General features: G+C 58.9%; 30 protein-coding genes. 10 read left to right on the top strand and 20 right to left on the bottom strand.

Translation table 11 applies throughout. The features are described from left to right. From tnpB to ARCT_RS0102405, 18 genes are all read right to left on the bottom strand, one after another. Positions 1 to 125 (bottom strand): IS66 family insertion sequence element accessory protein TnpB (gene tnpB, locus ARCT_RS28900; RefSeq protein WP_161631281.1); only part of this gene is annotated, 125 nt, incomplete at its 3' end. After that, complete coding sequence (locus ARCT_RS0102485; protein WP_027238649.1) at positions 122 to 502, bottom strand: transposase; 381 nt, start codon at positions 500 to 502, stop codon at positions 122 to 124. The genes tnpB and ARCT_RS0102485, both read right to left, overlap by 4 nt. Positions 503 to 740: 238 nt before the next feature. Then, positions 741 to 1,667 carry an electron transfer flavoprotein subunit alpha/FixB family protein gene (locus ARCT_RS0102480; protein ID WP_027238648.1) on the bottom strand — a complete coding sequence of 309 codons (927 nt, stop codon included), beginning with the start codon at positions 1,665 to 1,667 and terminating at the stop codon, positions 741 to 743. Further along, the gene (locus ARCT_RS0102475) at positions 1,667 to 2,425 is read right to left on the bottom strand and encodes an electron transfer flavoprotein subunit beta/FixA family protein (protein ID WP_027238647.1); all 759 of its coding nucleotides are present in this window, start codon (positions 2,423 to 2,425) and stop codon (positions 1,667 to 1,669) included. The genes ARCT_RS0102480 and ARCT_RS0102475 overlap by 1 nt, the downstream gene beginning before the upstream one ends. Positions 2,426 to 2,465: 40 nt before the next feature. After that, the gene (locus ARCT_RS0102470) at positions 2,466 to 3,248 is read right to left on the bottom strand and encodes an enoyl-CoA hydratase/isomerase family protein (protein ID WP_027238646.1); all 783 of its coding nucleotides are present in this window, start codon (positions 3,246 to 3,248) and stop codon (positions 2,466 to 2,468) included. Positions 3,249 to 3,258: 10 nt separating this feature from the next. Next, a complete protein-coding gene (locus tag ARCT_RS0102465; protein WP_027238645.1) occupies positions 3,259 to 4,035 on the bottom strand; it encodes an enoyl-CoA hydratase/isomerase family protein in 777 nt (258 codons plus the stop codon). 87 nt (positions 4,036 to 4,122) lie between these two features. Further along, a complete protein-coding gene (locus ARCT_RS0102460; protein WP_027238644.1) occupies positions 4,123 to 5,373 on the bottom strand; it encodes an ABC transporter substrate-binding protein in 1,251 nt (416 codons plus the stop codon). 94 nt (positions 5,374 to 5,467) lie between these two features. Next, positions 5,468 to 6,667 (bottom strand): ABC transporter substrate-binding protein, encoded by a 1,200-nt coding sequence (locus ARCT_RS0102455; protein WP_322786392.1) that lies wholly within the window; start codon positions 6,665 to 6,667, stop codon positions 5,468 to 5,470. Positions 6,668 to 6,740: 73 nt separating this feature from the next. Next, a complete protein-coding gene (locus tag ARCT_RS0102450; protein WP_027238642.1) occupies positions 6,741 to 7,553 on the bottom strand; it encodes an ABC transporter ATP-binding protein in 813 nt (270 codons plus the stop codon). 12 nt (positions 7,554 to 7,565) lie between these two features. Further along, entirely contained in the window at positions 7,566 to 8,639 is a 1,074-nt protein-coding gene (locus tag ARCT_RS0102445) for a branched-chain amino acid ABC transporter permease (protein ID WP_027238641.1), read from the bottom strand. A 3-nt stretch (positions 8,640 to 8,642) separates the two neighbouring features. Next, complete coding sequence (locus ARCT_RS0102440) at positions 8,643 to 9,530, bottom strand: branched-chain amino acid ABC transporter permease (RefSeq protein ID WP_027238640.1); 888 nt, start codon at positions 9,528 to 9,530, stop codon at positions 8,643 to 8,645. Beyond that, positions 9,531 to 11,447: an AMP-dependent synthetase/ligase gene (locus tag ARCT_RS0102435; protein ID WP_027238639.1), complete on the bottom strand. Its 1,917-nt coding sequence runs from the start codon at positions 11,445 to 11,447 to the stop codon at positions 9,531 to 9,533. Continuing rightward, complete coding sequence (locus ARCT_RS0102430; protein WP_169731201.1) at positions 11,440 to 12,243, bottom strand: ABC transporter ATP-binding protein; 804 nt, start codon at positions 12,241 to 12,243, stop codon at positions 11,440 to 11,442. The genes ARCT_RS0102435 and ARCT_RS0102430 overlap by 8 nt, the downstream gene beginning before the upstream one ends. 39 nt (positions 12,244 to 12,282) lie before the next feature. Beyond that, positions 12,283 to 13,137 carry an SDR family oxidoreductase gene (locus ARCT_RS0102425; RefSeq protein ID WP_027238637.1) on the bottom strand — a complete coding sequence of 285 codons (855 nt, stop codon included), beginning with the start codon at positions 13,135 to 13,137 and terminating at the stop codon, positions 12,283 to 12,285. 131 nt (positions 13,138 to 13,268) lie between these two features. Further along, positions 13,269 to 14,360 carry an IS630 family transposase gene (locus ARCT_RS25155; protein WP_027238313.1) on the bottom strand — a complete coding sequence of 364 codons (1,092 nt, stop codon included), beginning with the start codon at positions 14,358 to 14,360 and terminating at the stop codon, positions 13,269 to 13,271. Between the two features lie 113 nt (positions 14,361 to 14,473). Then, a complete protein-coding gene (locus tag ARCT_RS0102415) occupies positions 14,474 to 15,073 on the bottom strand; it encodes a cation transporter (protein WP_027238636.1) in 600 nt (199 codons plus the stop codon). 207 nt (positions 15,074 to 15,280) lie between these two features. Continuing rightward, entirely contained in the window at positions 15,281 to 15,598 is a 318-nt protein-coding gene (locus ARCT_RS0102410; protein ID WP_027238635.1) for a YnfA family protein, read from the bottom strand. A gap of 1 nt (position 15,599) precedes the next feature. Continuing rightward, on the bottom strand, positions 15,600 to 16,028 hold the full coding sequence (locus tag ARCT_RS0102405) for a MerR family transcriptional regulator (RefSeq protein WP_027238634.1): 429 nt from the start codon (positions 16,026 to 16,028) through the stop codon (positions 15,600 to 15,602). 171 nt (positions 16,029 to 16,199) lie between these two features. Here ARCT_RS0102405 and ARCT_RS0102400 point away from each other — a divergent pair, with 171 nt between their 5' ends. The 10 genes from ARCT_RS0102400 to lnt are packed head-to-tail and all read left to right on the top strand — an operon-like array spanning position 16,200 to position 23,688. Further along, positions 16,200 to 16,802 carry an SCO family protein gene (locus tag ARCT_RS0102400; RefSeq protein WP_240476203.1) on the top strand — a complete coding sequence of 201 codons (603 nt, stop codon included), beginning with the start codon at positions 16,200 to 16,202 and terminating at the stop codon, positions 16,800 to 16,802. Between the two features lie 5 nt (positions 16,803 to 16,807). Next, positions 16,808 to 17,230: a disulfide bond formation protein B gene (locus ARCT_RS0102395; protein WP_009807981.1), complete on the top strand. Its 423-nt coding sequence runs from the start codon at positions 16,808 to 16,810 to the stop codon at positions 17,228 to 17,230. Further along, positions 17,227 to 17,886, top strand: coding sequence for a DsbA family protein (locus ARCT_RS0102390; RefSeq protein WP_027238632.1), 660 nt, complete (start codon positions 17,227 to 17,229; stop codon positions 17,884 to 17,886). Before ARCT_RS0102395 ends, ARCT_RS0102390 begins: the two co-directional genes overlap by 4 nt. Positions 17,887 to 17,909: 23 nt before the next feature. Next, positions 17,910 to 18,377, top strand: coding sequence for a copper chaperone PCu(A)C (locus tag ARCT_RS0102385; protein ID WP_027238631.1), 468 nt, complete (start codon positions 17,910 to 17,912; stop codon positions 18,375 to 18,377). Further along, entirely contained in the window at positions 18,377 to 19,003 is a 627-nt protein-coding gene (locus tag ARCT_RS0102380) for an SCO family protein (protein ID WP_009807978.1), read from the top strand. The genes ARCT_RS0102385 and ARCT_RS0102380 overlap by 1 nt, the downstream gene beginning before the upstream one ends. After that, complete coding sequence (locus ARCT_RS0102375; RefSeq protein WP_027238630.1) at positions 19,000 to 20,373, top strand: M23 family metallopeptidase; 1,374 nt, start codon at positions 19,000 to 19,002, stop codon at positions 20,371 to 20,373. Before ARCT_RS0102380 ends, ARCT_RS0102375 begins: the two co-directional genes overlap by 4 nt. A gap of 3 nt (positions 20,374 to 20,376) precedes the next feature. Next, positions 20,377 to 20,832 carry a DUF411 domain-containing protein gene (locus tag ARCT_RS0102370; protein WP_009807976.1) on the top strand — a complete coding sequence of 152 codons (456 nt, stop codon included), beginning with the start codon at positions 20,377 to 20,379 and terminating at the stop codon, positions 20,830 to 20,832. 12 nt (positions 20,833 to 20,844) lie between these two features. Beyond that, the gene (locus tag ARCT_RS0102365; RefSeq protein WP_027238629.1) at positions 20,845 to 21,627 is read left to right on the top strand and encodes a ZIP family metal transporter; all 783 of its coding nucleotides are present in this window, start codon (positions 20,845 to 20,847) and stop codon (positions 21,625 to 21,627) included. Between the two features lie 28 nt (positions 21,628 to 21,655). Beyond that, positions 21,656 to 22,114, top strand: a complete 459-nt coding sequence (gene lspA, locus ARCT_RS0102360) for a signal peptidase II (protein WP_027238628.1) — start codon at positions 21,656 to 21,658, stop codon at positions 22,112 to 22,114. 50 nt (positions 22,115 to 22,164) lie between these two features. Continuing rightward, positions 22,165 to 23,688 (top strand): apolipoprotein N-acyltransferase, encoded by a 1,524-nt coding sequence (lnt, locus tag ARCT_RS0102355; RefSeq protein WP_197540520.1) that lies wholly within the window; start codon positions 22,165 to 22,167, stop codon positions 23,686 to 23,688. Here lnt and ARCT_RS0102350 read toward each other — a convergent pair. Together ARCT_RS0102350 and ARCT_RS0102345 are read right to left on the bottom strand one after the other, a co-directional pair. Then, positions 23,669 to 24,181 (bottom strand): L,D-transpeptidase family protein, encoded by a 513-nt coding sequence (locus ARCT_RS0102350; RefSeq protein WP_036783996.1) that lies wholly within the window; start codon positions 24,179 to 24,181, stop codon positions 23,669 to 23,671. The genes lnt and ARCT_RS0102350 overlap by 20 nt on opposite strands. A 63-nt stretch (positions 24,182 to 24,244) precedes the next feature. Then, positions 24,245 to 26,599: a heavy metal translocating P-type ATPase gene (locus ARCT_RS0102345; protein ID WP_027238625.1), complete on the bottom strand. Its 2,355-nt coding sequence runs from the start codon at positions 26,597 to 26,599 to the stop codon at positions 24,245 to 24,247. Positions 26,600 to 26,733: the final 134 nt, after the last annotated feature.

Raw genomic sequence — 26,733 nt, 5'->3', positions numbered from 1 at the left:
GACCCATCAAACGGCTTCTGGCGCAATTGGCTCTGCACCAAAGCAGCCAGCCCATCATGGCCTTTACGGAAGTCCACCGGATCACTGGCAACAAATATCCGGACTTTGTGGGATGGCGTGATCACGTGGCTATGGCCCGCACGATCTCGGCGATCCGGCGTGCAGGCGTTGCCGCATCAAGACGAACGGCGACGTCGTCCTTGATCACATCAATGGTGCTGGACGATGTCACCGCCAAAGGCTGGGGCACAGGCACCTCAATCTCAACCGGCACAAAATCGATGCCCTCCAAGTTGGGCAGAACCAGCTTGCCCTGCCGCGCCATCCGCCGCCAGTCAGACACTGTGCTCGGAATTAGCTCGTATCGCCTCGCAACAGCTTTGACCGTCTCGCCCTCAATCAACGTCTCCGCAACGATCCGAGCCTTCAGTTCCGACGGCCAATTCCGCTTGCCATCCGCCCGACGCGGCACACTTGCCAGAAACTCGCTTATAGCTCCCATCGAGAAACTCCCCACAAACCAAAGAAGCCTCTGAATCGCAGATCACGCGCCATGCCGTAAGTGTGGGAGCGGCGCACCGCTTACTCCATACCTTCTCTGACGGAGCGTCATATTGCGCAAAACCGGCCCCCGGCGCCGCGCGGTTGGCCCCAGGGCGAAAACGCTCCAACCATAAAAAAGGCCCGCCAGTTTGGCGGGCCTTCGATCTGTTGTTGCGGGCCCATTTGCCCATCACGATTTAGAGTTTTTCGGTCAATTCCGGCACGGCTTCGAAGAGGTCTGCGACCAATCCGAAATCGGCAACCTGAAAGATCGGGGCTTCTTCGTCTTTGTTGATCGCGACGATGATTTTCGAATCTTTCATACCTGCCAAGTGCTGGATCGCTCCCGAAATACCGGCCGCGATATACAGAGCCGGTGCAACGACTTTGCCGGTCTGTCCCACTTGCCAATCGTTCGGGGCATAGCCGGAATCGACCGCCGCACGGGACGCACCCACTGCCGCGCCCAGCTTGTCGGCCAAGGCTTCGATGATTTTGAAATCCTCTTCGGAGCCGACGCCACGGCCACCCGACACAACGATACCGGCCGAGGTGAGCTCGGGACGGTCGCTTTCGGCGACTTTATCCTCAACCCATTCCGAAAGGCCCGGATTCTCTGCGGCGCCAATGGTTTCAACCGAAGCCGAACCGCCCGTGGGTGCCGCATCAAAGGTCGACGTGCGGAAGGTGATGACTTTCTTGGCATCCGACGATTTCACGGTCTGCACCGCGTTGCCCGCGTAGACCGGGCGTTCGAAGGTCGTGCCATCCACAACACCGGACACATCCGACAATACCATCACATCCAACAGCGCAGCGACGCGCGGCATGACGTTTTTCGCGTCCGTAGTGGCCGGTGCAACGATGTGCTCGTAGTCGCCTGCAAGGCTTACGATCAACGCCGCAGTCGGCTCCGCCAAACGGTGGCCGAGACTTTCGTCTTCGGCGACCAACACTTTCGACACGCCATCGATGGTGGCCGCCGCGTCGCCCGCAGCGGCAGCAGACGCGCCCGCGCACAAAACGGTTACATCACCGATCGCCTTGGCGGCGGTCACGGCCTTGGCGGTGGCATCCATCGCCAGTTCGCCATTGGTCACTTCGGCAAGGAGAAGAACAGCCATTACACAGCCCCCGCTTCTTTAAGTTTCGTAATCAGTTCATCGACCGATTCCACCATAATACCGGCCGAGCGTTCGGCGGGCTCTGCGGTCTTGATGACTTCGAGACGCGGCGAAACATCGACACCGTAATCAGCGGCGGTTTTCTCGTCCAACGGCTTTTTCTTGGCCTTCATGATGTTGGGCAAGGAGGCATAGCGCGGTTCGTTCAAGCGCAGATCGACGGTCACGATGGTGGGCATTTTGACCGAAATAGTTTGCAAGCCGCCGTCAACCTCACGGGTCACCTTGGCATTGTCGCCATCGATGTCCACTTCGGAGGCGAAGGTCGCCTGCGACCAGCCCAGAAGCGCCGACAGCATTTGGCCGGTGGCGTTCATGTCGTTGTCGATCGCCTGTTTGCCGCACAGCACAAGGCCCGGCTGCTCTTCGTCGACAATGGCTTTGAGGATTTTGGCAACGGCCAGAGGTTCGATATCCTGATGGACGTCATCGGCGGCCACGACCAAAATCGCGCGATCCGCACCCATGGCCAAAGCTGTGCGCAGGGTTTCCTGCGCTTGCTTCACACCGATCGAGACGGCAACCACCTCATCGGCCTTGCCGGCTTCTTTCAGGCTGATCGCCTCTTCGACGGCAATCTCGTCGAAGGGGTTCATCGACATTTTTACATTGGCAAGATCGACACCCGATCCGTCCGCTTTGACGCGAACTTTCACGTTATAATCGATCACGCGTTTGACAGGCACAAGCACCTTCATTTGCGGTCTCCTTAAAGTTCTTGATATGGTTGCGACCGGTTTATTGGTCGTTGAATTCAGGCTTTCGTTTTTCCGAGAACGCTTTCATGGCCTCGGGAAAATCATGGGCGCAGAGTAGAACGCTTTGCACGTCGCGCTCAATGTCGAGCGCTTCGATATAGTTGCACTCTGCGGTGCTGCGCATCACCCGCTTGGCGCTTTGAACACCAAACATCGGATGCTGGGCAATCTCGCGGGCGATTTCAAGCGCACGCGCTTCGACCTGGTCGGCGGGCACGCATTCTTCTACAACCCGCAGGTCCTTTGCGGTGATCCCGTCGATCTCGCGACCTGTAAGAACAAGCATCCGCGCCACACCGGCGCCGACGCGTTGTTGCAAAAGCCAGCTCGATCCGGTGTCGGGACATCCGCCAACGCGGGCGAAGACTTCGCACAGTCGCGCATCTTCGGCAGCCACAACGATATCTGCCGACAAGGCCAAGCTCAGGCCCGCGCCAAAAGCGACGCCGCATACAGCAGAAATCAAAGGCTTTTTGAACAAATAGGCCGCGCGGCCGCCATCATGCACCCGATCGACCATTTCGGACGTGGCGCGTGCCCCCTTGGCGATCTCGGCTTGGAACCCGACAAGGTCGCCGCCACTGCTGAAATGATCGCCGCCGGTCATGACCACGGCACGGATCGTATCGTCGCGCTCGGCATCGCGCAGATGCGCCACTAGTTCTTCAACGAAGGCCATGCTGTACGGATTGCGTTTCTTGGCCTCAAGAAAGCGCAGGATGCCAATCGGCCCGTCCCGCTCCAGACGAATAAGTTCGCTCATTTCAGCCTCCTCAGGTGCCGGTCCAAACCGGCGCGCGTTTCTCTGCAAAGGCTTTGGGGCCTTCGACGCCATCATTGCTGGCATACACCACCTCATGCAGGCGCTTGCCCTCTTCCAAACCGCCCGCGCAGCCCAGATCCATGGTCGCGCGCACACTGCCTTTGGCCGCAACGACGGACAACGGCGCCGCAGAGGCAATTCGTTTGGCAAGATCATACGCCCGCGCACGCACGGCGTCCGGGGTGTCTTCGATATAATTGGTAAAGCCGTAATCATGCAGCCGTTCAATCGGCATCAGATCACCGGTCAGGACGATTTCCATAAGGATCGGTTGCGGCAGCATCGACAGCGCCGGAGCCGCCCACGGAGAACCGCGGCCGATCTTAACTTCGGTAATCCCGACCTTGGTGCCCTTCAGGCCCACGCGCAGATCACAATTCAGCGTCAGCATCATGCCGCCTGCCATCAGGGATCCGGTCATGGCGGCGATAATCGGTTTTTTGCAATCGCGCATCTTTTCGTGGAACGGATCGCGCATCTTGCTGAGGATATCGACACCCTCATCGCGGGCGATCTGCGTTGCTTCCTTCAAATCGAGCCCGGCGCTAAACACACCGCAGTCGGTTGAGGTCAAAATGGCCACGCGAACAGTGTCGTCGGCTTCGATCATTTCCCAAGCATCGGTCAGCCCGTTTGTTGCTGCCACGGACAAAGCATTCTTGCGCTCGGGCCGGTTGATACAAACTGTTGCAATGCCGTCTTCAATCGTCACGTCGATGGGGTTCATGAGCTACGCCTCTTCTCGTCGTAAAATTTTCGGCTGTTAAGCCAGCAGGAGTCCCCCGCAGCTTGAATGCTGCGGGGGGTAGGTTTTTTAGTCTACGTGGAACTTCTCGGAGCTTTCCTTGATCACTTCCCACACGACGTCGAGATACTCGGCGCTCCAGTCGGTCAGCGGAACCCAGTTTTCACCGTCCCACTGCTCGACGCGGGTTTTACCACCGCCGCCGTGATCTTCGCCGGTCACAGTCAACGGAGCCATCAGACCATTGGCATCGTAACCTTCAAGCGACTCGTAACCCGCTTTCATGCTTTCGGGGGTCAGCGGCCAGCCATTTTCCTTGATGGCGATACGTGCGGCTTCGAACGCGGCGGAGTACATGCTCATGCCGGTGTTGTAATACACGTCACGGACTTTTTCTTCCGGGCCGTTGCCTTTGTCGTTGGCATAGTAAGTGTCGAGCATCGTTTTGATGATTGGCACTTCTTGGCCGCCGGCAACGTTGGTCCCGCGAAGAATGCCTTTGGCATCTGCTGCACCGATGTTGCTGATGTCGACTTCGTTCATCCAGTTCACCGACAGGTAGCGGTCAATCGGGAAACCATTACGGCGCATTTCTTTGGATGCGACAACGTGGCCACCGGCCAGAAGCCAGCTGATCATATAGTCAGGCTTGTCGCGACGGATTTTACTCCATGCGCCGGACTGGTCCGACCCGGGCAGCGGCACGGGATAGAGGTCAAGTTGAAAGCCCTCTTTCTCGGCAAGGGTTTTCAGGATCTCGATCGGTTCCTGACCGAACGGATAGTCAAGATAGATGAAGCCGATCTTCGCATCGCTCAGGTCGCCGTCCATTTGTTCCTTGATGAAGGCAACGTCGTTGGCGGCTTGCTGCCAATAGGTCGGGCCAATGGGGAAGACCCATTCGAAGACTTCGCCGTCAACCGCATCACCACGACCAACCGCAGATTGCATCAGGATGTTCTCGTCTTTCATGATACGCGGCAAAGCAGCGTTCGAGACGGGCGTGGACAGGAAGTTAAAAATAAACACCCCGTCACGCTTGAGTTGCTCGTAGCATTCAACGCCACGCTGCGGTTCGTTACCGTGGTCACGCACGACCATTTCAACCGGATGGCCTTCGATGCCGCCATTGTCGTTGGCATACATCGCGAGATCCTGCGCGGCTTGAGCCACCTGGGGCGAAATGAATGTGTACGACTTGCTAAGGTCGAAGCACAGACCGAAACGGATCGGTTCCTCGGCTTGGGCGGAGCCCACCGCTGCGCCAGTTGCCAAAGCAGCGGTAAGAGCCGCCACCTTGATGTGTTGAGTGATTTTCATCTTTACTCTCTCCCTTTGAGTGAATGCAGGGCGTTCGTTCTTCTATGACGACGGAACGCCCTGCCAGATAATTTACGATCAGTTAATCAAACTGTCATTTTCCGTATTTTTCGGAACTTTCCTTGACCACGTCCCACACAACGTCACCGTATGCGGAGATCCAGTCAGTTTGCGGAACCCAGGTTTCGCCGTCCCACATTTCGATGCGGGTCTTGCCACCGCCACCGTGATCTTCTCCGGTCACGGTAATCGGCGCCATCAGACCGTTTGCATCAAAATCCTTCAGAGTTTCGAGGCCAGCCTTGTAAGACTGCGGCGTGATCGGCAGCCCTTCGAGCTCAACAGCCTTGCGCGCGGCTTCGAACACGATCGAATACATCGCAAGCCCGGTGTTGTAGAAAACGTCTTCTGTTTTCTCCAGCGGGCCAGAGCCTTCACCCTTTTCATAAAGCTCGGCAAGGATCTCTTGGCGCAGGGGCACGTCAAGACCGCCCACCACATTGGTGCCGCGCTTCAAACCGATGGCGGCCTCGTTGCCGATATTGGCAATATCAACTTCGTTCAACCAGTTGACCGAAATGTACTTGTCCATTGGGATGCGGTTACGCTGCATCTCTTTCGACGCGACAACATGTGCCCCGCCCAACATCCAGACGATGACATGATCGGGCTTGTCGCGACGCACCTTGGACCACACGCTGGCCTGATCGCTGCCGGGAAGCGGCACCGGATAGAGTTCGAGGTCGAAACCCTCTTTCTCGGACAGGGTTTCGAGAATCTCGATCGGCTCTTGGCCAAACGGATAATCGAAGTAAACAAACCCGACTTTTACATCCGACAGATCGCCATCATGCAATTGCTTGAGATAGGCAACATCGTTGGCGGCCTGCCCCCAATAGGTCGGTCCGACCGGGTAGACCCAATCGAAAACCGTGCCATCCACCGCGTCACCACGTCCGACGAGTGACTGCATCAAGATGCGCCCGTCTTCCATGGCCCGCGGCAGGATCGCCAAAGACACCGGGGTGGACAACGTATCGAAGACAAAGACGCCCTCGCGGCTAAGTTTGGAGTAGCATTCAATCCCGCGCTGCGGCTCGTTGCCGTGGTCACGTACGATGACTTCCACCGGCTCCCCACCGATGCCGCCCTTCAGGTTGACCAGCTTTGCCAGATCCATGGCCGCTTGCGAAACCTGCGGCGAAGCAAATGTATATGCTTTGCTGAGGTCGTAACAAACGCCCACTTTGAACGGCTCGGCCAGAGCCTGCGACCCTGTAATCAGGCCGCCCATCATCGAAAATACGGCTAATGCCTTGGTAAGTTGTCTCATGTTGTCCTCCCTGGATGTTGTCTTTTTTAGTACCTCAGCTCAACCAACGCTTACGCCGGCTGTAATGCTTCACATTGTGGAAGTCGGTGCCTTCACCGCCACCAAGATAGAATTCTTGGATATCGGAGTTGGACTTGAGAGCTTCCGCAGTGCCGTTCATAACGACACGACCGTTTTCAATCAGATATCCTTCCGAAACGATCTCCAAAGCGGCCAGAGCATTCTGTTCCACAAGGAGAACCGACATGCCTTCTTCTTTGTTGATCTTCTGAAGGATGCCGAAGATCTCGGCCACCAAGAACGGCGCAAGGCCGAGGCTCGGTTCGTCCAGCATCAACAGCTTCGGTTGCGTCACCAACGCCCTGCCGATGGCGAGCATTTGCTGCTCGCCGCCGGACAAATACCCGGCTTGGGAATTGCGGCGTTCGGCGAGCCGGGGGAAGTAAGCGTAGATCTTTTCCTTCTCCGCATTCAGCGTCGACCGGGACATCCCCGTCGGCGCCGCAGCGGTCAGGTTCTCGTCCGGAGACAGATGTTCAAAGACACGGCGCCCTTCGATGACGTGACAGATACCTTTCTGCACGCGATTTTGAGCCAGTGCGTCGGTAATATCTTCTCCTTCGAACTTGATCTCCCCGCGGCTGATACGTCCACGTTCAGCTTTCAAAAGACCGCTGATCGCTTTTAGGGTTGTGCTTTTTCCCGCCCCGTTCGAGCCCAAAAGCGCGATCATCTCGCCTTTTGGAACTTGAACGGAGACACCTTTGATTGCCAGCATCACGTTGTCGTACAGCACCTCGACACTGTTCATCGACAGAATGGGCTGGGCTTCTGCTTTATCTTGCATCGGGATCTCTCTTTATTTTCTGAGCTGATCGAAGGGCCAGACCATCAAATATTCTCTGATGTTGCCGTAGAGCTTACCAAGCCCCAGCGGTTCGATCAAAAGAATGATGACAATCAGCGCACCATAGACCGCGTTCGGGATATGAGCGAGCGTTTCAACGTTGATCTGCATTCCAATCGCCTCGCTGCCTGCGGCAACCAGACCATTCACCAAACCCGGAACAAGCAGGATCAAAGCAACCCCGAAGTAGGATCCGATGATGCTACCAAGACCGCCAACGATCACCATCGCAAGCACCTGGATTGAAACGTTCACTGAGAACTGCTCAGGCGCAGCCAAGAAGAAGAAGGTTGCGACAAGCAATGCACCGCTAACGCCCGCGATAAAGGACGACGTCGCAAAGGCCAGGATCTTGTAGTAGAAACTGTTCACACCCAAGATCGCGGCTGCGAAGTCTTTTTCCCGCACGGCGACCAGAGCACGCCCAAGTCCGGTGCGCTTCAGGTTCAGCATGAAAATCGTCACCAACACACACCATCCGAAGGCGACATAGTAGTAGCCGGCGTCAGATGTGATGTCCTGCCCAAGCAAGGCCAGAGTAGGAGATTGCAACGACGCATGCGAGCCGCCCGAGATTGCTGGCGAGTGGGTCAACACCCAATCCATTACGAACTGCATCGCAAGGGTGGTGAGCGCCAGATACAAACCTTTGACCCGCAGAGCGGCGAAGGCGAAGAGGCTACCAATCACCGAAGAGGCCAGGCCCCCGATGATCAGAGCGAACTCCCAAGGCACGCCAAACTTTGCGGCGTGGATCGCGGAGTAAGCCCCAACGGCCATAACCGCAGCATAGCCCAAGTGAAGCTGACCGGCCCAACCTGTCACCAGGTTCAGCCCAAGTGCGGCCGCAGTCCAGATGAGCCAAGGCAGCATGTAGCTGTTCAGGTAAAGCGACGGGATAATGAACGGTGCCGCCACCCCGATGATTAGGAAAAAGACCGCCAGATTTCGGTCCGCAGGGACCTTGAACATACGACTGTCTGAAATGTAATCGGCGTGATGGACACCGGAAAGTCGGTAAAACATCTTTTATACCCTTTCGATGTCGTGACGGCCGAACAATCCATGTGGACGGATCATGACCGTAAGAATGAGAACCGCAGCGACGATAAGTTCACGGCTACCGCCACCAACGAGCGGATCGATGAAATCTGCACCGACGTTTTCGATGATACCGAGAATGATACCCGCAATCACCGCGCCGAGGATGCTGTCGAGACCACCCAGAACCGCAACTGTCAGACCTTTAAGAAGCAACAGCGACAAGGATTGATCGACACCTTGAACTTCGCCCCAGATGACACCCGCAGCGACGGCAACAACCGAAGCCAGGGCCCAGGACAAACCGACACCACGTTCGACCGAAATCCCGACCGACCACGAAGCGGTATAATCATCCGCAATCGCGCGCAGTTTGATGCCCATCCGGCTGCGGAAGAACAGCATGAAGGCCACAAAGAGACCGATCGCCACAGCAGCACCGACAAGATGGATACGGCTGATGAAGATGTCGCCCAAGAACAACGGATCATAGCTGACGCCCAATTCCATCGAACGCGACGTGCCGCCCCAGATGGCAAGCGTTGTACCGCGCAGGAAGATATCGAGGCCCAATGTCAACATCAGGATCATGACAACAGGACGACCCGCGAGACGGCGCAGAGCGACACGCTCGATGCCAAATCCCAATGCGAACATGAACAATGCCGCCAGAGGGATCGCAAGCCACAAAGGCAAACCCGCGTCATGCGAAAGAGCCACAACCACATAGGCGCCGAGCATTGTCAGCCCGCCCTGTGCCAAGTTGGGCACCGAGGAAGCTTTGTAAATCAGCACCAAGCCGATGGCGAAAAGCGAATACAGAAGACCCGTGAGGGCACCGTTGATCGCAAGCTCCGATAAAAATATCCAGTCCATTTATACCTCCCTGATGGGAAGGCTTTTTTCGACCTTCCCTACTTCCCCGGTCTCGTAAGTCACTTGTGCGCTTACATGGACCTCTTTTGAACCGTCGTAGAGCGCAGCGATAACATCGGCATAACGTTCCTGAACGACTTTACGACGTAGTTTACGGGTCCGTGTGATTTCCCCATCATCCGGGTCGAATTCTTTCGGCAAACTGACAAAACGCTTCAACTGCAAAGGCTCCGTGACGGCCTTGTTCACCCGCTCGAACGCCTGGTGCAGCAGCTTGGAAACTTCATCGCGCTGAGACAAATCGGCATAAGAGACGTAAGGCACGCCATTCACTTCGGCCCAGTGACCCACCGCTTCGAAATCGACGCAAACCATGGCTGTCAACTCATCCAGTCCCGCACCCAGAACAGCCGCATCTTTGATGTACGGGCTGAACTTCAGACGGTTCTCGATGTAGTTGGGAACATAGCGTTCGCCGCCGGCCGTATACATGACCTCGGACACACGCCCGAGAACCACCAGCTGGCCGTTATCTTCAAGATACCCGGCATCGCCAGTACGCAACCAGCCCCCTTCGAGGGCCTCGGCGCTTGCTTCGGGCTTGTTGAAATAGCCTTCGAACACGCTGTCCGAGCGCAGCAGGATCTCGCCGCTGTCGTCAATCTTGACGTCAACACCCGGTGCCGGTTTGCCAACAGTATGCAGGCGCACTTCGTCCGGTGCTTGCATCGCACTGATCGCGCTGATCTCGGTTTGACCGTAGAACTGACGCAGTTTGATGCCAAGGGCGCGGTAAAACACAAAGGTGTCTTCGCCGATAGCTTCACCGCCGGTGAAGGCATTCTTCAAACGGCTCATGCCGAATTGGTCCTTGACCGGCCCGAAGACGAGCAACTCGCCCAGCATCCGGCCCAAAGGTTCCAGCATGCCGCCGGTCTTACCATTCAGCTTGCGGGTTTCGGCTGCCGTGGCCCGATCCATGAAGAAATGGTACAACCACTTTTTCAACCGGGTGGAATCTTCCATACCGACCTGAATTGTGGTCAGCATCTGGTCCCAACTTCTGGGCGCCGCCAAATAGAATGTCGGTGCGATTTCGCGCATGTCCCGAACGACCGTTTCCTGCCGTTCCGGCACGTTCACGGTAAAGCGGTACAAAAGCGCAGCAGCCACTGTAATGGCATAGTCCCCGACCCAAGCCATCGGAAGATAGGCAAGAATTTCCTCACCCTCTCCATATGCCCCGGCGTCATGGCCATTCTTGGCCGCCGCCAAAACATTCTTCTGGCTCAGAACAATACCCTTTGGCGCGCCGGTTGTACCCGACGAGTGCAAGAAGATCGCCGGATCGTCAGGCGTTGCTCTCTTTGAAAGTTCTTCGCGACGCTTCGGATCTTCGTTCAGATGGTGTGTACCAACCTCAACCAAGTGGTCCCACGACATCAGACCTTCGTCTTCGTAGAACCCGAGCCCGCGCGTCTCATCATAGATGATATGTGCGATGCCGCTTGCGCCAGCGTCCCGAAGCTCAAGGATCTTGTCGACCTGTTCCTGATCTTCCGCGATGGCCGCAACAATTTCAACTTCGCCGAGGAAATGCTGCAGCTCGTCAAGCGTTGCCCCCGGATAGGCCGGCATTGCGTAGGCACCAAGCAGCGAAATCGCCAGCATGCCGCCATAAAGCCGCGCGCGGTTGTCGCCCAAAATGAGCACAGCCTTGCCCGGCTTTACGCCAAGTTTCTCCAGACCTGCCGCACAGGCCAAGATTTCTTCTGCGTAATCGGCCCAGGTTGTTTCCTTCCAGATGCCGCGCTCTTTCTCGCGAACCGCAATACTCGACCCGTGGCTAGACGCGTTCCGCGCCAACAAAGCGCCGATCGTCTCGCTGGCAGAATGCAATTTTGCTCCTTCAGCCATGGGACCCTCCAATATATGCTTCGATGACCCTTGGGTCTTTTACAACTTCTTTCGGAATGCCGCTGGCGATCATTTCGCCGTAGTTCAATGCAAGCATCCGATCGCAAATGCCGGTGATGACATCCATGTGGTGTTCAATCAGCAGGACGCTGACACCACGTTCGGCACGCGCATCCAGAATAAAGCGGGACATATATCCCTTCTCTTCCTGGTTCATACCGGCCATCGGTTCGTCAAGGATCAGCATTTGCGGTTCCGCCACCAGCGCGCGCGCCAGCTCGACCCGTTTTTTCAACCCGATCGGAAGACCATCGACCAACTCGTGGCGGATGCTTTCAAGTTGTAGAAACTCGATCACTTCCTCGACGATTTTGCGGTTCTCGATCTCTTCGCGTTGTGCTGCCAACCAATAAAGCGCGGTGCGCATAACGCCCGGCTTCATGTGGATGTGTCGCCCGAGAAGAATGTTATCCAGAACGCTCATCCCGTTGAACAGGGCGAGGTTTTGGAACGTCCGGGCCACCCCGAGCGTCGCAACCTTATGCGGTGCGGTGCCCGTGATGTCTTTTCCTGCCAGCCGGACAGTCCCGACGTTTGGCGGGTAAAACCCGGTGATTGCGTTTGTCAGTGTTGTTTTGCCGCTGCCGTTTGGGCCAACGAGACCAAAAATTTCACCCTGCTGAATAACAAGGTCAACACCGGTAACAGCGACGATCCCACCAAACCGGCGTTCGATCCCACTGCATTCCAGTATAGCCCCATCTCCGGCGCTGTTTGCTGTTTGTTTGTTCGTCATCATCTAGATTCTGTTGTCCCCCTATGTTCGTAGCTTGTGTTAGGAAATCCGGAAGTAGTCCGGTCGCCCTGTTGGCCAGGGATCCCCCCACAGCTGCTGCCCGCCGTCGATATTTAGAACTTCGCCAGTTACGAATTTCCCCGAATTAGCCGCCATATAGACGACACCTTCCGCAACATCCCATTCGTCACCTGCATGCCGCATCGGATTGGAATCCTGAAAGGTTGCCGAGCCTTCTGCGGGATAGTTTCCAAAGCCGTTGCTTTCACAGCAGCCCGGCGCCACGCAGTTCACCCGGATATTATGCGGTGCCCACTCCACGGCAACCGATTTGGACAGGTATATCACCCCTGCCCGCGCCGCACAGGTATGTGCGATGCCCGGCATACCGCGCCAGATGTCGGCAACGATATTCACGATTGAGCCCGGTTGTTTGTTCTTTTCCCAATGGCGCGCCGTGGATTGCATCATCCACCAGGTGCCATTGAGATTGGTATCGATCACCGCGTTCCAGCCCTTAGGGGTGAAATCCAGAGCAGCCTGTGGAAACTGCCCGCCCGCATTATTGACCAGAACGTCAATCGATCCGTATTCCTGATTCACCTTGCTGACGAAATCCTCGACCTGTTCGGGGTCGCGGATGGTCATCGGCATGGCAAAGACTTTGGCGCCCAAGTCTTCGAGAAATGCCTTGGCCGAAGCCAGCTTTTCCTCGTTACGTCCATTGATTGCAAGATTGGCACCCAGTTTGGCGAACAGGGCCGCGATCGCCAGGCCCAGGCCACCACCTGCGCCAGTTACGACAACCGTTTTACCCGCGAACAAATCGCTTGAAAAAACGGTCGAGCGTTCCCGTAGGTCTTCTCGCGAAGACCCGAATTGCGTCTCACTCATGACGCCTCCTCCCTTTGTCCCTCGTTCGAGGTTATCCCCGATAATCTAACGCGCGTTAGAAAAACAATCAAGCAATAATGCCCGATCTTTCAACGCCCCCCTCATACCTAGTGTTCCGAGTCTGACATTTGCTACCGATTTCCTCTGATAAGGTCGAGCGCGTCGAGTGCGCGCCGCTCCCGGGCGAGGATGTCTTCGGCGGTCTTGCTCCAGACGAAGGGCTTCGGCTTGGCGTTGTGCTGCAGCAGGTAATCGTAGATTGCGTCCTCGAGGTCGTCGACGCTGGAGTAGCTGCCGCGGCGGATGCGCTTGGCGGTGATCTCGGCGAAGAAGCGCTCGACGAGGTTCATCCAGGACGCGCTTGTGGGCGTGAAATGCAGCTTGAAGCGGGGATGCTTCTCCAGCCAGGCCTGCACCTCGGGCGTCTTGTGGGTGGCGTAGTTGTCGAGCACGAGATGGATGTCGCGGGGCTTCTTCACCGCCCGGTCGATACGGCGGAGGAAACTCAGGAACTCCCTGGCGCGGTGGCGCGGCATGCATTCTCCGATGACCAGGCCCGACTTCACGTCCAGCGCGGCGAAGAGCGTGGTGGTGCCGTGGCGCTTGTAGTCGTGGGTCATCGTGGCAGCGCGTCCCTTCTTGAGCGGCAGCCCCGGCTGGGTCCGGTCGAGCGCCTGGATCTGGGACTTCTCGTCGACGCAGAGCACGACCGCGCGGTCCGGCGGGTCGAGGTAGAGGCCGACGATCTCGGTGACCTTCTCCTCGAACATCGGGTCGTTCGAGACCTTGAAGCCCTTCACGATATGCGGCTTCAGCCCGGCATCGGCCCAGATGCGCCCCACGCTCGAAGCCGAAATTCCCACCGCCTCTGCCATCGACGCGCGGCTCCAGTGCGTGGCATTGGGCGGGGCCTCCTGCACGGTCTTCGCGATCACCTTCAGCCGGACCTCCCGAGGCAACGGCGGCACCCGAGAGGGCCGCGTCTTGTCCCGCTTGAGCCCCGCCACGCCCTCATCGAGATACCGCTCCTGCCAGCGCCAGACCGTCGGCTTCGACATGCCCGTCTGCCGCATGATCTCGGTGGTGCCACTCCCATCGGCCGTGGCCAGCACGATCTCGGCCCGCCAGACGAGCTTGCGCGGCGTGTTGCGGTTGGCGATCAGGGCTTGCAGCTCGGTGCGGTCGGCGGGGCCAAGGTAAAGGCAGATGTCGGAGCGTCTCATCCGCCGACCATGCCACAACTGAGCATACTTGGGAATCTTGCGTCAGGCGTGGAAGACTAGTCTCTATAGTTACTGCAGCTTCAACCCCTTCTTTTAGAAACGATCTCTCGCAACTACTTGTCCGTGTGAACTGCTTTGTGGTGTTCACCGTGTGCGTCGCGTAGGATATTGACGCCGCCCCAGGCCGCGATCCCGGCGATAATCACACCGACGACTAGGTCGGGCCAGTTCGTTCCCAGCCAGGCAACGAGGCCACCTGCGACCACGATTCCGAGGTTTGCCGCAAAGTCGTTCCAGCTGAAAGTATTGGCCGCGCGGATGTTGACGTCCGGATCTTTGAGCCGAGCGAGCAACCAGACACAAACTGAGTTGATGGCCGCCGCGCTCAGCGCCATGACGATCATAACGGTGCCAAGGGGATCCGACCCACCGACATAGCGGCGCCAAGCATCATAAAGGATCCCGATGGCGAACACGATCAGCAAGCAGCCCGAGACATTCGCCGCACCACGTTTCCATTTCGCAGACCGCGACAATGCAAACAGACTGATTGCGTAGACCAAGCTGTCTGAAAGGTTGTCGAGCCCGTTTGCGATCAGGGCACTGGAATCCCCGAAGGCCCCGGTCGCAAAAAAGGCCATGGCAAGACCCACGTTTAGACCGAGAACAATCCAAAGGGTGCGTCTTTCGCTTGCTCCTTTTCCTGCAGTCATACTTCCCATTCCGCTTGGTCGACTATGATCCTTCAACCTCTCGGGCAGATCAGAGTTCCGGATTGATTAATAATGGTCAGTTCCATTTACGACCGCCGGGAGCTGTCAGTCAGGCGTCTCAACCAAAGTAGAGTATAGCCCTTTTTATGGGGCGATGAGATCGCGATTTGAGACGGTTTCAAGTTCAAACCATAAAGTTCAATTGGTTCATGGCGCGGCCAGTATTATAGCTGCGCCGAGCAAGCAAACGGCTGTGCCAAGCGTATCCCACCTGTCCGGTCTGTGACCCTCTGCAAGCCACATCCACAGTATCGAAGCCGCAATGTAGACTCCGCCATAGGCGGCAAACGCGCGGCCCGCAGCAACCGTTTCGACTTGCGCCAGAAGCCACCCGAATACCACCAAGGCTACAATACCGGGTACGAGCCAGGCCGCGGATGCGCCGAGGCGCCACCAACTCCAGATCGCGAAACACCCGGCGATCTCGGCCAAGGCCGCAAGCGGATAGGCAAGCGCGGCAGGCATCTCAGGCACCGATCTCGTCGTGTTCGGTCAAACATTCGGAATGATCCCGCAACACCTCAAGCACCTTGCAATCGGCGGTACGTCCACCGCTGCATTCGTGAACCATGCGTTTCAGTTCGGTGCGCAGCGCCTTCAGACGGGCCATGCGCTGCTCCACCTGCTTTAGCTGGCGACGCGCAATCGCGTCGACTTCTTCGCAGGGCCGATTGGGCTGGTCGCTGAGGTCGAGCAGCTCGCGGATCGCATCAAGCGAGAAGCCGAGTTGTCGCGAATGGCGGATGAAGGACAGTCGGTCGAGCTGTGCATTGTCATAGCGCCTCTGTCCGCCTTCAGTCCGGCCAGGTTCGGGCATGAGCCCGATCTGCTCGTAGTACCGAATGGTCTGCACCTTTGTGCCGGTCTTCTTTGACAGAGTGCCGATCGTGAGCATCTTCGCCTCCATGAAAAGTTACAGTCTGTGTAGGTTTTGCCGCCTCAATAGACAAGTGCCGGATTCACAGACGCGTGAGTTTAAGCCACAACGTGATTTCGCGCTTGAACCTCTAGTAGCTAGAGGATGTAAACGCGACAATAATCAAGAATCAAAATCAGGCGCGCAGGTTTGTCCCTTACATCGGCACAGAAATTTCTTTGGGTTTTGGCAGGCGTCGCGTCGCTTGCCTTCGTATGGCTTTTGCTCTGGTCGGACTATCGCGCTGACCGCGCCCGAACCGACAACGATCCAGCGTTTGTCGCTGCATTCGAATTGACGGACCACCAAGGTGTGGTTCGCACGGAAGAAGACTTTTCGGGGCGTTGGATGTTGGTATTTTTCGGCTTCAGCAACTGCCCCGATGTCTGCCCGACGACACTGTCTGAGGTCGCGGCGGTGATGGACGGTCTGGGCGACAATGCCGCGAGGGTCCAGCCGATTTTCATAACCATCGACCCCGAACGGGACACGCCCATGGCACTCGCCGAATTCGTTCCGCTGTTCGATGCGAACATCATCGGGCTGACAGGTACGCCCGAACAGATCGCCGCTACATCCGAAACGTTTCCGATCTTCTTTGAACGCATCGAAGAGGCTACAGCTCCGGATGGCTACACAATGGGCCACACGTCACATCTGTCTCTATTCGATCCCGAGGCAGGCTTTGCAGACTCATGGCCCTATGGCACGTCCGCTGAAGAGATTCTCGCCGATCTGGAAGAGAGGATCTGACCGACATGAACCGCGTACCCGCAGAAACCGCCCTCGGGCTGGCATGGATCGTTGCCCTCGTCGCCTCGCTTGCTGTACTTTTCATCGGCGAAGTGATGGGGCAGACACCCTGCGTGCTGTGCTGGTTCCAGCGCGCCTTCATGTTCCCGCTCGCGATCATTCTCGGCCTCGGCCTTTGGTGGCGAGACGGCAGCGTCGGGCGCTATGGCATCGCTCTGGCGCTTGGTGGTGGCGTGGTCGCCCTGTGGCACATGGGCCTCTACGCGGGCCTGATCCCCGAACGCATCCAGCCCTGCACGGCCACCGGCCCCTCTTGCACCGATGATAACCAATTGGTCTTCGGCATTCCGATCCCGCTGATGGCGCTGGTCGCCTTCGCACTGATCGGGTTCCTGTCGGCACTTTCATTGAAGGAAACACAAACATGAATCGACGCGGCTTAATCCTGTCCGTTCTCGCCCTCGGCGTTGCCGGTTTCGGCGGAGCCACTTGGTACGCGACTCGCCCCGGCCCCGCGGCCGAAGCAAAAACCGTTGCGCCGGAACTCGCGGACGCGATGATCCGCTCTTACTCGCCCATCCTCGGACCTGCCGACGCGCCCGTCACGATTGTCGAATTCTTTGACCCGGCCTGCGAGGCTTGCCGCGCCTTCCATCCGATCGTGAAGGACATCATGGCACAGCATGGAGATGCCGTCCGCGTCGTTGTCCGCTACACCGCGTTTCATGGCGAGGCATCCGAGGAAGCGATCCGCGTGCTCGAGGCAGCACGCATGCAAGGCGTTTACGAGCCGGTGCTCGAAGCCGTTCTGCGGGATCAGCCGAGATGGGCGTCGCACGGCGCGCCTGAGCCCGGTCTGATCCTCCAGATCGCCGCCACTGCCGGACTCGATGCAGAGGCCGCGCGCACGCAAATGCTGGCACCGGATGTCGTTGCGATCCTGAATCAGGATCGTGCGGACGTCGAAACCGTGGGAGTTCGCCAGACTCCTACTTTCTTTGTAAACGGCAAGTCGCTCGATCCATTCGGGGAGGCAGAACTGCGTCGATTAGTGGCCGCGGAAGTTGCCGCCGTGCAAAGCTGAATGGAAAAGGCAGGACCAAAACGATGAAAAAGATTATTATGACGGGCACACTGGCCGCGCTCTTGACCTTTGGAGGGCTCTCAGTACCCGCACTAGCCGGACCCGTGGATGTCGTCGTCGAAAGCGCCTGGTCCCGCGCCTCCATAGGGATGAACCGCCCCGGGGCCGTCTACATGACGATCCGCAACACTGGCGACGAGCCGGTGACGCTGATTGGTCTTTCAACACCCCTCGCGATGATGCCCGAGATCCACGAGACGAAGACCAATGCCGAAGGTGTGAGTTCCATGAGCGCGGCAGGTGAGATCGCGATCGCCCCGGGCGAGAGCGTCGCGCTTGAGCCGGGCGGCCTCCACGCGATGTTGATGCGGCTACAACAACCCATGACGGAAGGGGAAACCTTTCCGCTGACCCTACTTTTTGTCGACGGGGGCGAGGTGACAGTCGAGGTGCCGATCCTTGGCATCGCCGCACGCGGACCGGAAGACTAATGCGACGAAGGACGATCGCAGGATACGGCGCGGCCGGTGCCGGTGCAATTGCCTTGACGCTCTTCGTCGGTTGGTGGCGGGTCGACGGACCCGGTGCGCCCGAACCTATTGAGCAGCGGCCTATGGCTCTGACCGAGATGGATTTCCGCCTGACTGACCATGAAGGCAACGAGGTCGGGCCGGAAACCCTGATCGGGCGACCGACGATGGCGTTCTTCGGTTTCACTTACTGCCCCGATGTCTGCCCGACCACGCTCTCGGACATTTCAGGTTGGCTCGACGATTTAGGAGACGAAGCCAAACAGTTGAACGTGGTTTTCATCACGGTCGATCCCGAGCGCGATACCGTCGAGGCGATGGCAGAATATGTCAGTTATTTCCACCCAGCGATCCGCGGCTGGACGGGACCGGAGGGGCAGATTGCGCGCATCGCGGACGGCTTCCGCGCTGCCTACGAGCGGGTGCCCACGGAAGGCGGCGACTACACGATGAACCACACGGCCAGCGTCTTCCTGTTCGGTGCCGCTGGACGGTTCGTCACCATGATTGACTATCATGAACCGAGGGAATTCGCGGTACCGAAGATCCGCCGCGCGTTGGAAGAAGAAACGGAGGGAGCGACATGAGGCTCAGAACTTTTGCGGCAGGTGTCGCGCTTGCGGGGACCGTTTCGGGGGCGGCTATCGCATTCTTCGATGTTCTGTCGAAAGAACCCGTGCCGCCAGAACTTGCCCAGGCAGGTAGCTGGATGCCCCAGCGTCCTGAAGCTCCCCGGAGCCTGGATATTCCGTTGTCGCTGCCAGCTACGGCGTGGGTGGAAGATACACCCGGCTTCGGCCCCTTGCCCCTGCTGCAGGCCGCTGTTGTTGACAGGCCGATGCAGGCCATCGAACCGCCCCTGTTGACTTGGTCTCGCGACATCTCTTCTGGTGAAACGCTCGACTCCTTGCTTTCCGAAGCCGGTCTTGCGGGAGACGACCGGGCGGAAGTCGCCCTTGCACTTGGCGCGGAATACGATCTGCGACGGTTGCGGCCGGGGAATTCGGTCACTGTTGTTTCGACTATGGATGGCAGCCCCCGCACCGTCTCGCTCGCCGTCGAGGACGGGGTGCGGATCGAGGTGCTTTTTGGCGAGCAGGTGTCCACGCAGGTCGTGGCGCCGGATCCGGAGATCGTAACCCTTGCTGGGGAGGCCGTGATCGACACCTCGATCTTCGCGGCACTCGACAATGCCGGCATCCCCGCCCGATTTGCCGTGGACCTTGCGCAAATGCTGGGTGGAACCGTGGATTTCCGCCGTGAGATGGCTGGAGGCGAGACACTAAGGCTTCTCTGGCGCGAGACGCGCGTCGGCGATGACAAGATCGGACAGCCGGACCTCGCCTTCGCCGCACTGGAAATCGGCGATTCGCTTTACGAGATCGTTTGGCCGGACGACGGCAGCGGTCAGGCGACGATCTACGTCGATGGCGAGGTGCTTCGCGTCTTTGCACAGCCAGTCGAGGGCGCGCGCCTCAGCTCGGTGTTCGGGCGCCGCACACATCCGGTCTACGGAAACGTCCGGATGCACACCGGCGTCGATTTTGCCGCGGCAAGCGGGACGCCGGTACGGACGACGGCACCGGGCCGGGTCAGCTTCATCGGCTGGCGAGGCGGTTATGGACGCGTGGTCGAAATCTCCCATGGCTCCGAGACCATGACGCGCTACGCGCATCTCAGCGCCGTGTCGGAGGGCCTAACACAGGGCCAACGCGTGGCGGCGGGAGATTTGATCGGCCGCGTTGGCGCAACCGGCACAGCAACAGGTCCCAACCTGCACTACGAAGTCCTCGTAGATGGGCGTCCGACTGACCCTCTCTCTGACGACAGGCTCGCCGAAGCCGCAGAGAACGAGGTGGATGATACCGCCGCGCTGTTGCGTCTGACCGAGGCGCGCGCGCTTCTGACTGAAAACCTTGACAGCGAAATTGCCCAGACGACAACCGAAAGGCTCTGACCCATGAAACGCATGACCCAAGCTCTGACCATCGCGCTCGCCCTGTTCCCGGCGGCCCAGGCCCTCGCAGAGGCAACAGCGATAGACGTCCGCAAGACCAACGGATGCGGCTGCTGCCTGTCCTGGATGAACCATCTCGAGGAAAACGGATTCGCGCCGACGGGCGAGAACATGTTTGGCGGGTCGCTGGTTCGTTTCAAGCTCGACAACGGCGTGCCGCAGCGCATGGTCTCCTGCCATACCGCGCTCATAGAGGGCTACGTGATTGAAGGCCATGTCCCGGCCGCTGATATCCGCCGCCTTCTTGAGGAACGCCCGGACGCCGTCGGCCTCGCCGTTCCGGGAATGCCCTATGGCTCGCCCGGCATGGGGCCGGAAGAAAACCGTGAAGCTTATGATGTCTTCCTCATCCGCGAGGACGGGTCGACCGAAGTCTTTTCAAGCTACGCCGAAGGATAATCTGGCCCGCTTATGGAAAACCTGTCTCCGATAATGCTCGGCTTTCTCGGAAGCCTTGCCGCCGGATCGCTCACGGCAGTCGGAGCAATTCCCGTGCTGTTCGGGCGCATCCCGTCGCGGGCGACGCGCGATCTGTCGCTCGGCTTCGCTGCCGGCGTCATGCTCTCAGCCTCGTTCTTTTCTCTGATCATCCCGGCGTTGGATGCGGCGGAGCCGATGTTCGAGAACGGCGCGATGCCTGCGGCCATCGTTTGCGTCTCGATCCTTTTGGGCATGGGGGCCGTTGCATTGATGAATGAAAGGCTGCCGCACGAGCATTTCAGAACGGGACGCGAAGGGCCCGAAGCGGCGTCCTTACGGCGGGTCTGGCTGTTCATCATCGCAATCACGATCCACAACTTCCCGGAAGGCCTCGCGGTCGGAGTTGGCTTCGGTTCCGGAGGTATGGAAGGCGGTCTGCCACTCGCCATCGGCATCGGGCTTCAGAATGCGCCTGAAGGGCTGGCCGTTGCGGTATCCCTGTTGGGCGAAGGATATCCGAAGCTGCGCGCCTGGGGCATCGCCGCGCTAACGGGAATGGTCGAGCCGATTGGCGGTTTGCTCGGGGCTGGCATCATCACACTGTCGGAACCGCTGCTGCCATGGGGCTTGGCCTTTGCCGCAGGCGCCATGCTTTATGTCATCAGCCACGAAATCATCCCCGAAACCCATCGCAGCGGCCATCAGAACAAGGCAACGCTCGGCTTGGCCGTCGGGCTCGTTTTGATGCTTTTTCTCGATGTTTGGTTGGGGTGACGCAATGCCAGTGCATAAACTATCTCCGGTGATCGGTATTTTTGCGGCGCTTACCGCTTTCGTAATCGATCAGATCACAAAAGCCATTGTTGTGGCGAATGCGGCCTCCTTAAGCACTGGAATCGCCGTGTTTCCAGGTTTTAACCTTGTCTTTTATCGCAATGATGGCGTCACTTTCGGACTACTTGGCGGCGCACCATGGTGGAGCCTCATAGCTCTCGCTCTTGCCATCTGCGGCTGGCTGGGGGTTATGCTGTTTCGCGCCGAAAATGCGGTTGAAACGCTTGCCTATGGCGCGATTATTGGTGGGGCCTTGGGCAATGTCTTTGATCGTGTGCGGTATCGGGCTGTAACGGACTTCCTGGATTTCTACATCAACTCAACGCATTGGCCTGCCTTCAACATGGCCGATGTGTTTGTCGTCAGTGGCGTGGGGCTCTTGCTCGCCGCACCCTGGATCAGTGCGCGGCGTCCGATCAAGTCGTGAAGCCGGTAATTCTGAACTGCTTCGCTCTGCGCAAACGTCTGCTCTCGCGGATGACGCTTGGTTTCGCCGCCGGGGCGCTGACCGTTCTAACCTTCCCGCCTTTCTCGATTCTCCTGCTTGTTCCCGTTGCCTATTCTGCGTTGTTTGTCGGTCTTCGCGACCTCTCCTTCGGGCGTGCTTTTCTCGTCGGCTGGGCGTTTGGTCTCGGCCAGTTCGGTTTCGGGATTTCGTGGATCGCGGAAAGTTTCTACGTCGAGGCCGAGCGTTTCGGGGCGCTGGCGATCCCGGCCGTCGCGGGATTGTCCGCAGGTCTCGCGATTTTCCCGGCCATTGCCGCCGTGCTCTTCGTCGAAATCGCGCGGCGCGGAGCCATGGGCAGTCTCCTGGCCTGCCTCCTGTTCGCGACCTCATGGACCGCGGCCGAGTGGTTGCGCGGTCACGTTCTGACAGGTTTTCCGTGGAACCTCGCCGGCTACGCTCTTGTTGATTACGCCGCCCTTCGCCAGCCCGCCGCCTGGGTGGGAAGTTATGGGCTAAGCTTTCTCACCGTGTTCGTAGCGGCACTCCCCGGCGCGGCTCTCATGGCGGTCGGGCGACAACGATTGATCATCTCGCTCATGCCGCTGGCCGGCATCGTAACGATGTGGGCCATCGGCACGCTTCGCCTCCAGTCGGATGCACCACAGCCACCGGATGTCGACCTGCGCATCGTTCAGGGCAACGTACCCCAAGAGGAGAAATGGGCGCCCGAGAACCGCGAGGCGACCTTCGCGCGCTATATCGAGCTTTCAACCCAGCCCGGCGATTTCGACGTTCTTCTCTGGCCGGAAACTGCCTTTCCCGGTTTCCTCGATGAGGATGCCCAGGCGCGATCCCGTATCGCGGCTGCGCTTCCGGACGGCAGCGTGCTGCTCACCGGAGTGCCGGACCGTGTACCGAGTGAGGATGGCACCCGATATTTCAACACCGTCCAGGCTTTTGACGATAACAGTGAGATCCTGACCGGATACGCGAAACACCATCTCGTGCCCTTTGGCGAATACACTCCATTCCGCGGCTGGTTGCCGATCGAGCGGCTGACAGCGGGGCTGGGCGATTTTACGCCTGGACCGGGCCTGCGAACGCTTGCGCTTCCGGGTGTGCCGCTGGTCGCCGTGGCGATCTGCTATGAGATCATCTTCCCAGGCCATGTGGTCGACGACCTGTTCCGACCCGACTGGATTTTTAACGCGACAAACGATGCCTGGTTTGGAACCAGCATCGGACCCGAGCAGCATCTGGCTTCCGCACGTATGCGCGCCGTAGAGGAAGGCCTTCCTGTCATCCGAGCCGCGAATACGGGCATCTCTGCCGTCATCGACGCGAACGGAGAGATCGTTGCGCGGCTCGATACCGGGGAAAGGGGCATAGTCGACGCTGATCTTCCCTCTGCGCGGCCGCCTACGCCATATGCGCTTTTTGGGGACTGGATGTTGCTGGCGCTCATCTTGGCTTCGTGGAGCTGGGCTCTGGCGGCCAATGCGACGGCTAACTACCGCCGCATGAGAAAGACCGTCATGCATAGATGTGGATAGGCGTTCCGTCCTTCACCATTGCATAGATGTCCTCGATCTGCCGATCTGTGACCGCGATGCAGCCAGCTGTCCAGTCGCGGATGTCCGTCGGGTCGATGCCGGGGCGTGGACCACCATGGATGAAGATGTCGCCGCCGGGGGAAAGGCCCTGCGCTTCGGCAAAGGCGATGTCGGCCTCATTCGGATAAGAGATGCCAACTGAAAGATGATACGTACTTTCAGGGTTGCGCTTATCGACTATGTAGGTGCCCTCCGGGGTCCGACCGTCTCCCTCGAATTGCTTGTGACCCTGAGGAGCGAAGCCCAGCCCGATCGGATAGGTTTGCAGCACGCGATCGGATCCGTCGAGAACAAGCAAACGCTGTCCCTTGTAGAGCCGAAGTCGCGTCACTTCGGGTCCGTCATAGCTGCGGAACTTGCCGGCACAGCCCGACAAAAAGGCCGCTAAGCCACCCAACAGGACGGCGCGGCGGGGAAATCGGATGGTTTTCACTGCTCGATGCCTCTTTCGTGAGGTCTGATATGGAAATAATGTTACCTTGCAAATGCCGCGTGATCAATGTCCGTGGGCAAGCGCGGCCTTTGCGATCTGTGGCCCAACCTGCTCGCCACCGGACGGCGGTGCCTTGGCCTCTTGGCTGTTGAGCAGGCGCAGGGCGTTCGCCACCACCAGCAATGACACACCCACGTCGGCTGCAATAGCGCCCCACATCGATGCCATTCCGAACGCGGTAGCGACAACGAAAACTCCCTTGGTCGCCAAGGAAATACCGATGTTCTGATGGATAATCGACATTGTCCGGCGCGAATGACCGATCAGCCAAGGCACCTTGCCGAGGTCGTCGGTCATAAGGGCAATGTCCGCCGTCTCGATTGCCGCGTCAGAACCAACCGCACCCATCGCGATGGCATAATGCGCGCGCGCCATTGCGGGTGCATCGTTCACCCCGTCGCCGATCATGGCAACCATGTCGTGAGTTTTGACCAGGTCTTCGATGGCTGTCACCTTGTCTTCGGGCAGAAGCTCAGCGCGCACCTCGTCGATACCGACCTCGGCGGCAACGGCGCGCGCTGTTCGCTCGTTGTCACCGGTCAGCATGACGATGGTCTTCACGCCCTGCGCGTGAAGTTGCGCCACGATGCCCTTGGCATCAGGGCGGATGCGATCGCGCAGTTCAAGAATGCCCGTCACACCGGATTCATCGCCGACAGCGACAAGGGTGCTGCCGGCGCCTTCGATCCGCTCCCGCAGATCCTTCGGAATGGCGTCGCCGAAACCCTTCTCCTCGGCAAACCGGTCCGACCCCAGCCAGATCGACCGTCCGTCAGTGCGTCCTTCAAGCCCCCTGCCGGGAATGGTGCGGGTATCCTCTGCGGCGGACACCTTGACGCCGTCGGCCTCCGCCCGCGCGAGAATGGCACGCGCCAAAGGGTGCGACGAACGTGCCTCCAGTCCTGCGGCGAGGGTCATCAGATCTTGCGCTGAAGCCCCGCCCAGCGGGTGCACCGCCGCCACTTCCGGCTGGCCCATGGTGATTGTGCCGGTCTTGTCCATGGCCAGCGCCGTCGTCCTGCCCGGCGCCTCTACATAGGCACCGCCCTTGATGAGGACGCCCGCCCGCGCCGAAGCGGTGAGCGCTGCGACGATGGAGACAGGGGTCGAGATGACCAGAGCACATGGGCAAGCGATCACCAGCAGCACGAGGGCATTGTAGAACCAGTAATCCCAGGCTCCGCCGAAGATAAGCGGCGGCAGTAGCGCAATTGCGACGGCGAGAGCCATGACGATAGGCGTGTAGATGCGGGCGAACTTTGCCACCCACTGTTCCACGGGCGCGCGGCGGGCATGAGCGTCGCCGACCATGCGGATGATCTTGGCCAAGACGGTATCCGAGGCGGCCTTCGTGGCGCGCACCGTTAGTGTACCTTCGCCGTTGATCGTGCCCGCATAGACCTCGTCTCCGGCCTCTTTGGGTATCAAAGCACTTTCGCCAGTGATCGGCGCCTGGTCGACCGCGCCCGCGCCACCCGTCACCAGGCCGTCGAGCGGGATACGGTCGCCACCGCGTACAATAAAGCTTGAGCCTACGGCGACTTGCGCCGCCGGCATGTCGGTCTCGCTTCCGTCATCGCGGATCACGCGCGCGGTGGGTGGCGCAAGATCCAGGAGCGCCGACACCGCGTTCCGCGCGCGCCCAACGCTCCAGCTTTCGAGAAAGAGGGACAGCGAAAAGAAAAAAGCCACTGTCGCTGCCTCGAAGAATTCACCGAGCCCGATGGCTCCGGCGACTGCGACAACCATCAGCAGGTTCATGTCGGGCGACAGCCGACGTGCGGACGACCATGCCTTCGGTGCCACAAGCCAAACGCCGAATAGGATAGCAACTGCAAAAAGCCCTGCCTCGGCCAGCGGCATCGGCGCTTCGCCGTGCCCCGCGAAGAGGCCGAGCGCCCCGCCCATACCTGTCTCGACGATGTGCCAGAGAAAACCCGCCGCCCAGAAGCCGCCGCTGAGAGCCGTAAACAGCCGCTGTCGTGCAAGATGGGCCGCTTGGTCGACCGACGCGTTCTCGGCATTCCACGGCTTCGCGGTCATGCCGGTGCTCGCGACAAGTTCCGCAACTTCGTCGTCCGATACACTCTTTGCGCTGTCGAGAATGGTCATCCTCCCGTTGATCACATCGAACGCGAGATGCTCGGCCCCGCCGATCTGCGGGCCGATTACCTTATTCAAGATCGCGACCTCCTCGGCGCAATCGAGGCCGGACACCTGAAAACTGCGCCCGCCGGTTGGGGCGGGCGTCGTCGGTGCGATGTCGCCGCACGTTCCGGCGCTACCACAGCAACTGCCGCCGCTTGCCTGGGCGTCTTCGGCGTGATCGTGATCGTGGCGGTGGGTGTCGGACGGCATGAACGGACCTCTGGATTCGGGTGCTTTGTCATGACATAGCCCCTACAGTAGCTAGAGCTTCAAGAGAAAAGTTCGGTGGTATTTCCGTTTGTTTTCTTGCTAGACGGTCCGACGACAGCCTCAATCACGGCGTT

Source organism: Pseudophaeobacter arcticus DSM 23566, from assembly GCF_000473205.1.
Lineage (GTDB): Bacteria > Pseudomonadota > Alphaproteobacteria > Rhodobacterales > Rhodobacteraceae > Pseudophaeobacter > Pseudophaeobacter arcticus.
The sequence above is the reverse complement of the archived record's forward strand: the minus strand, read 5'-3'. Positions and strand labels throughout refer to the sequence as shown.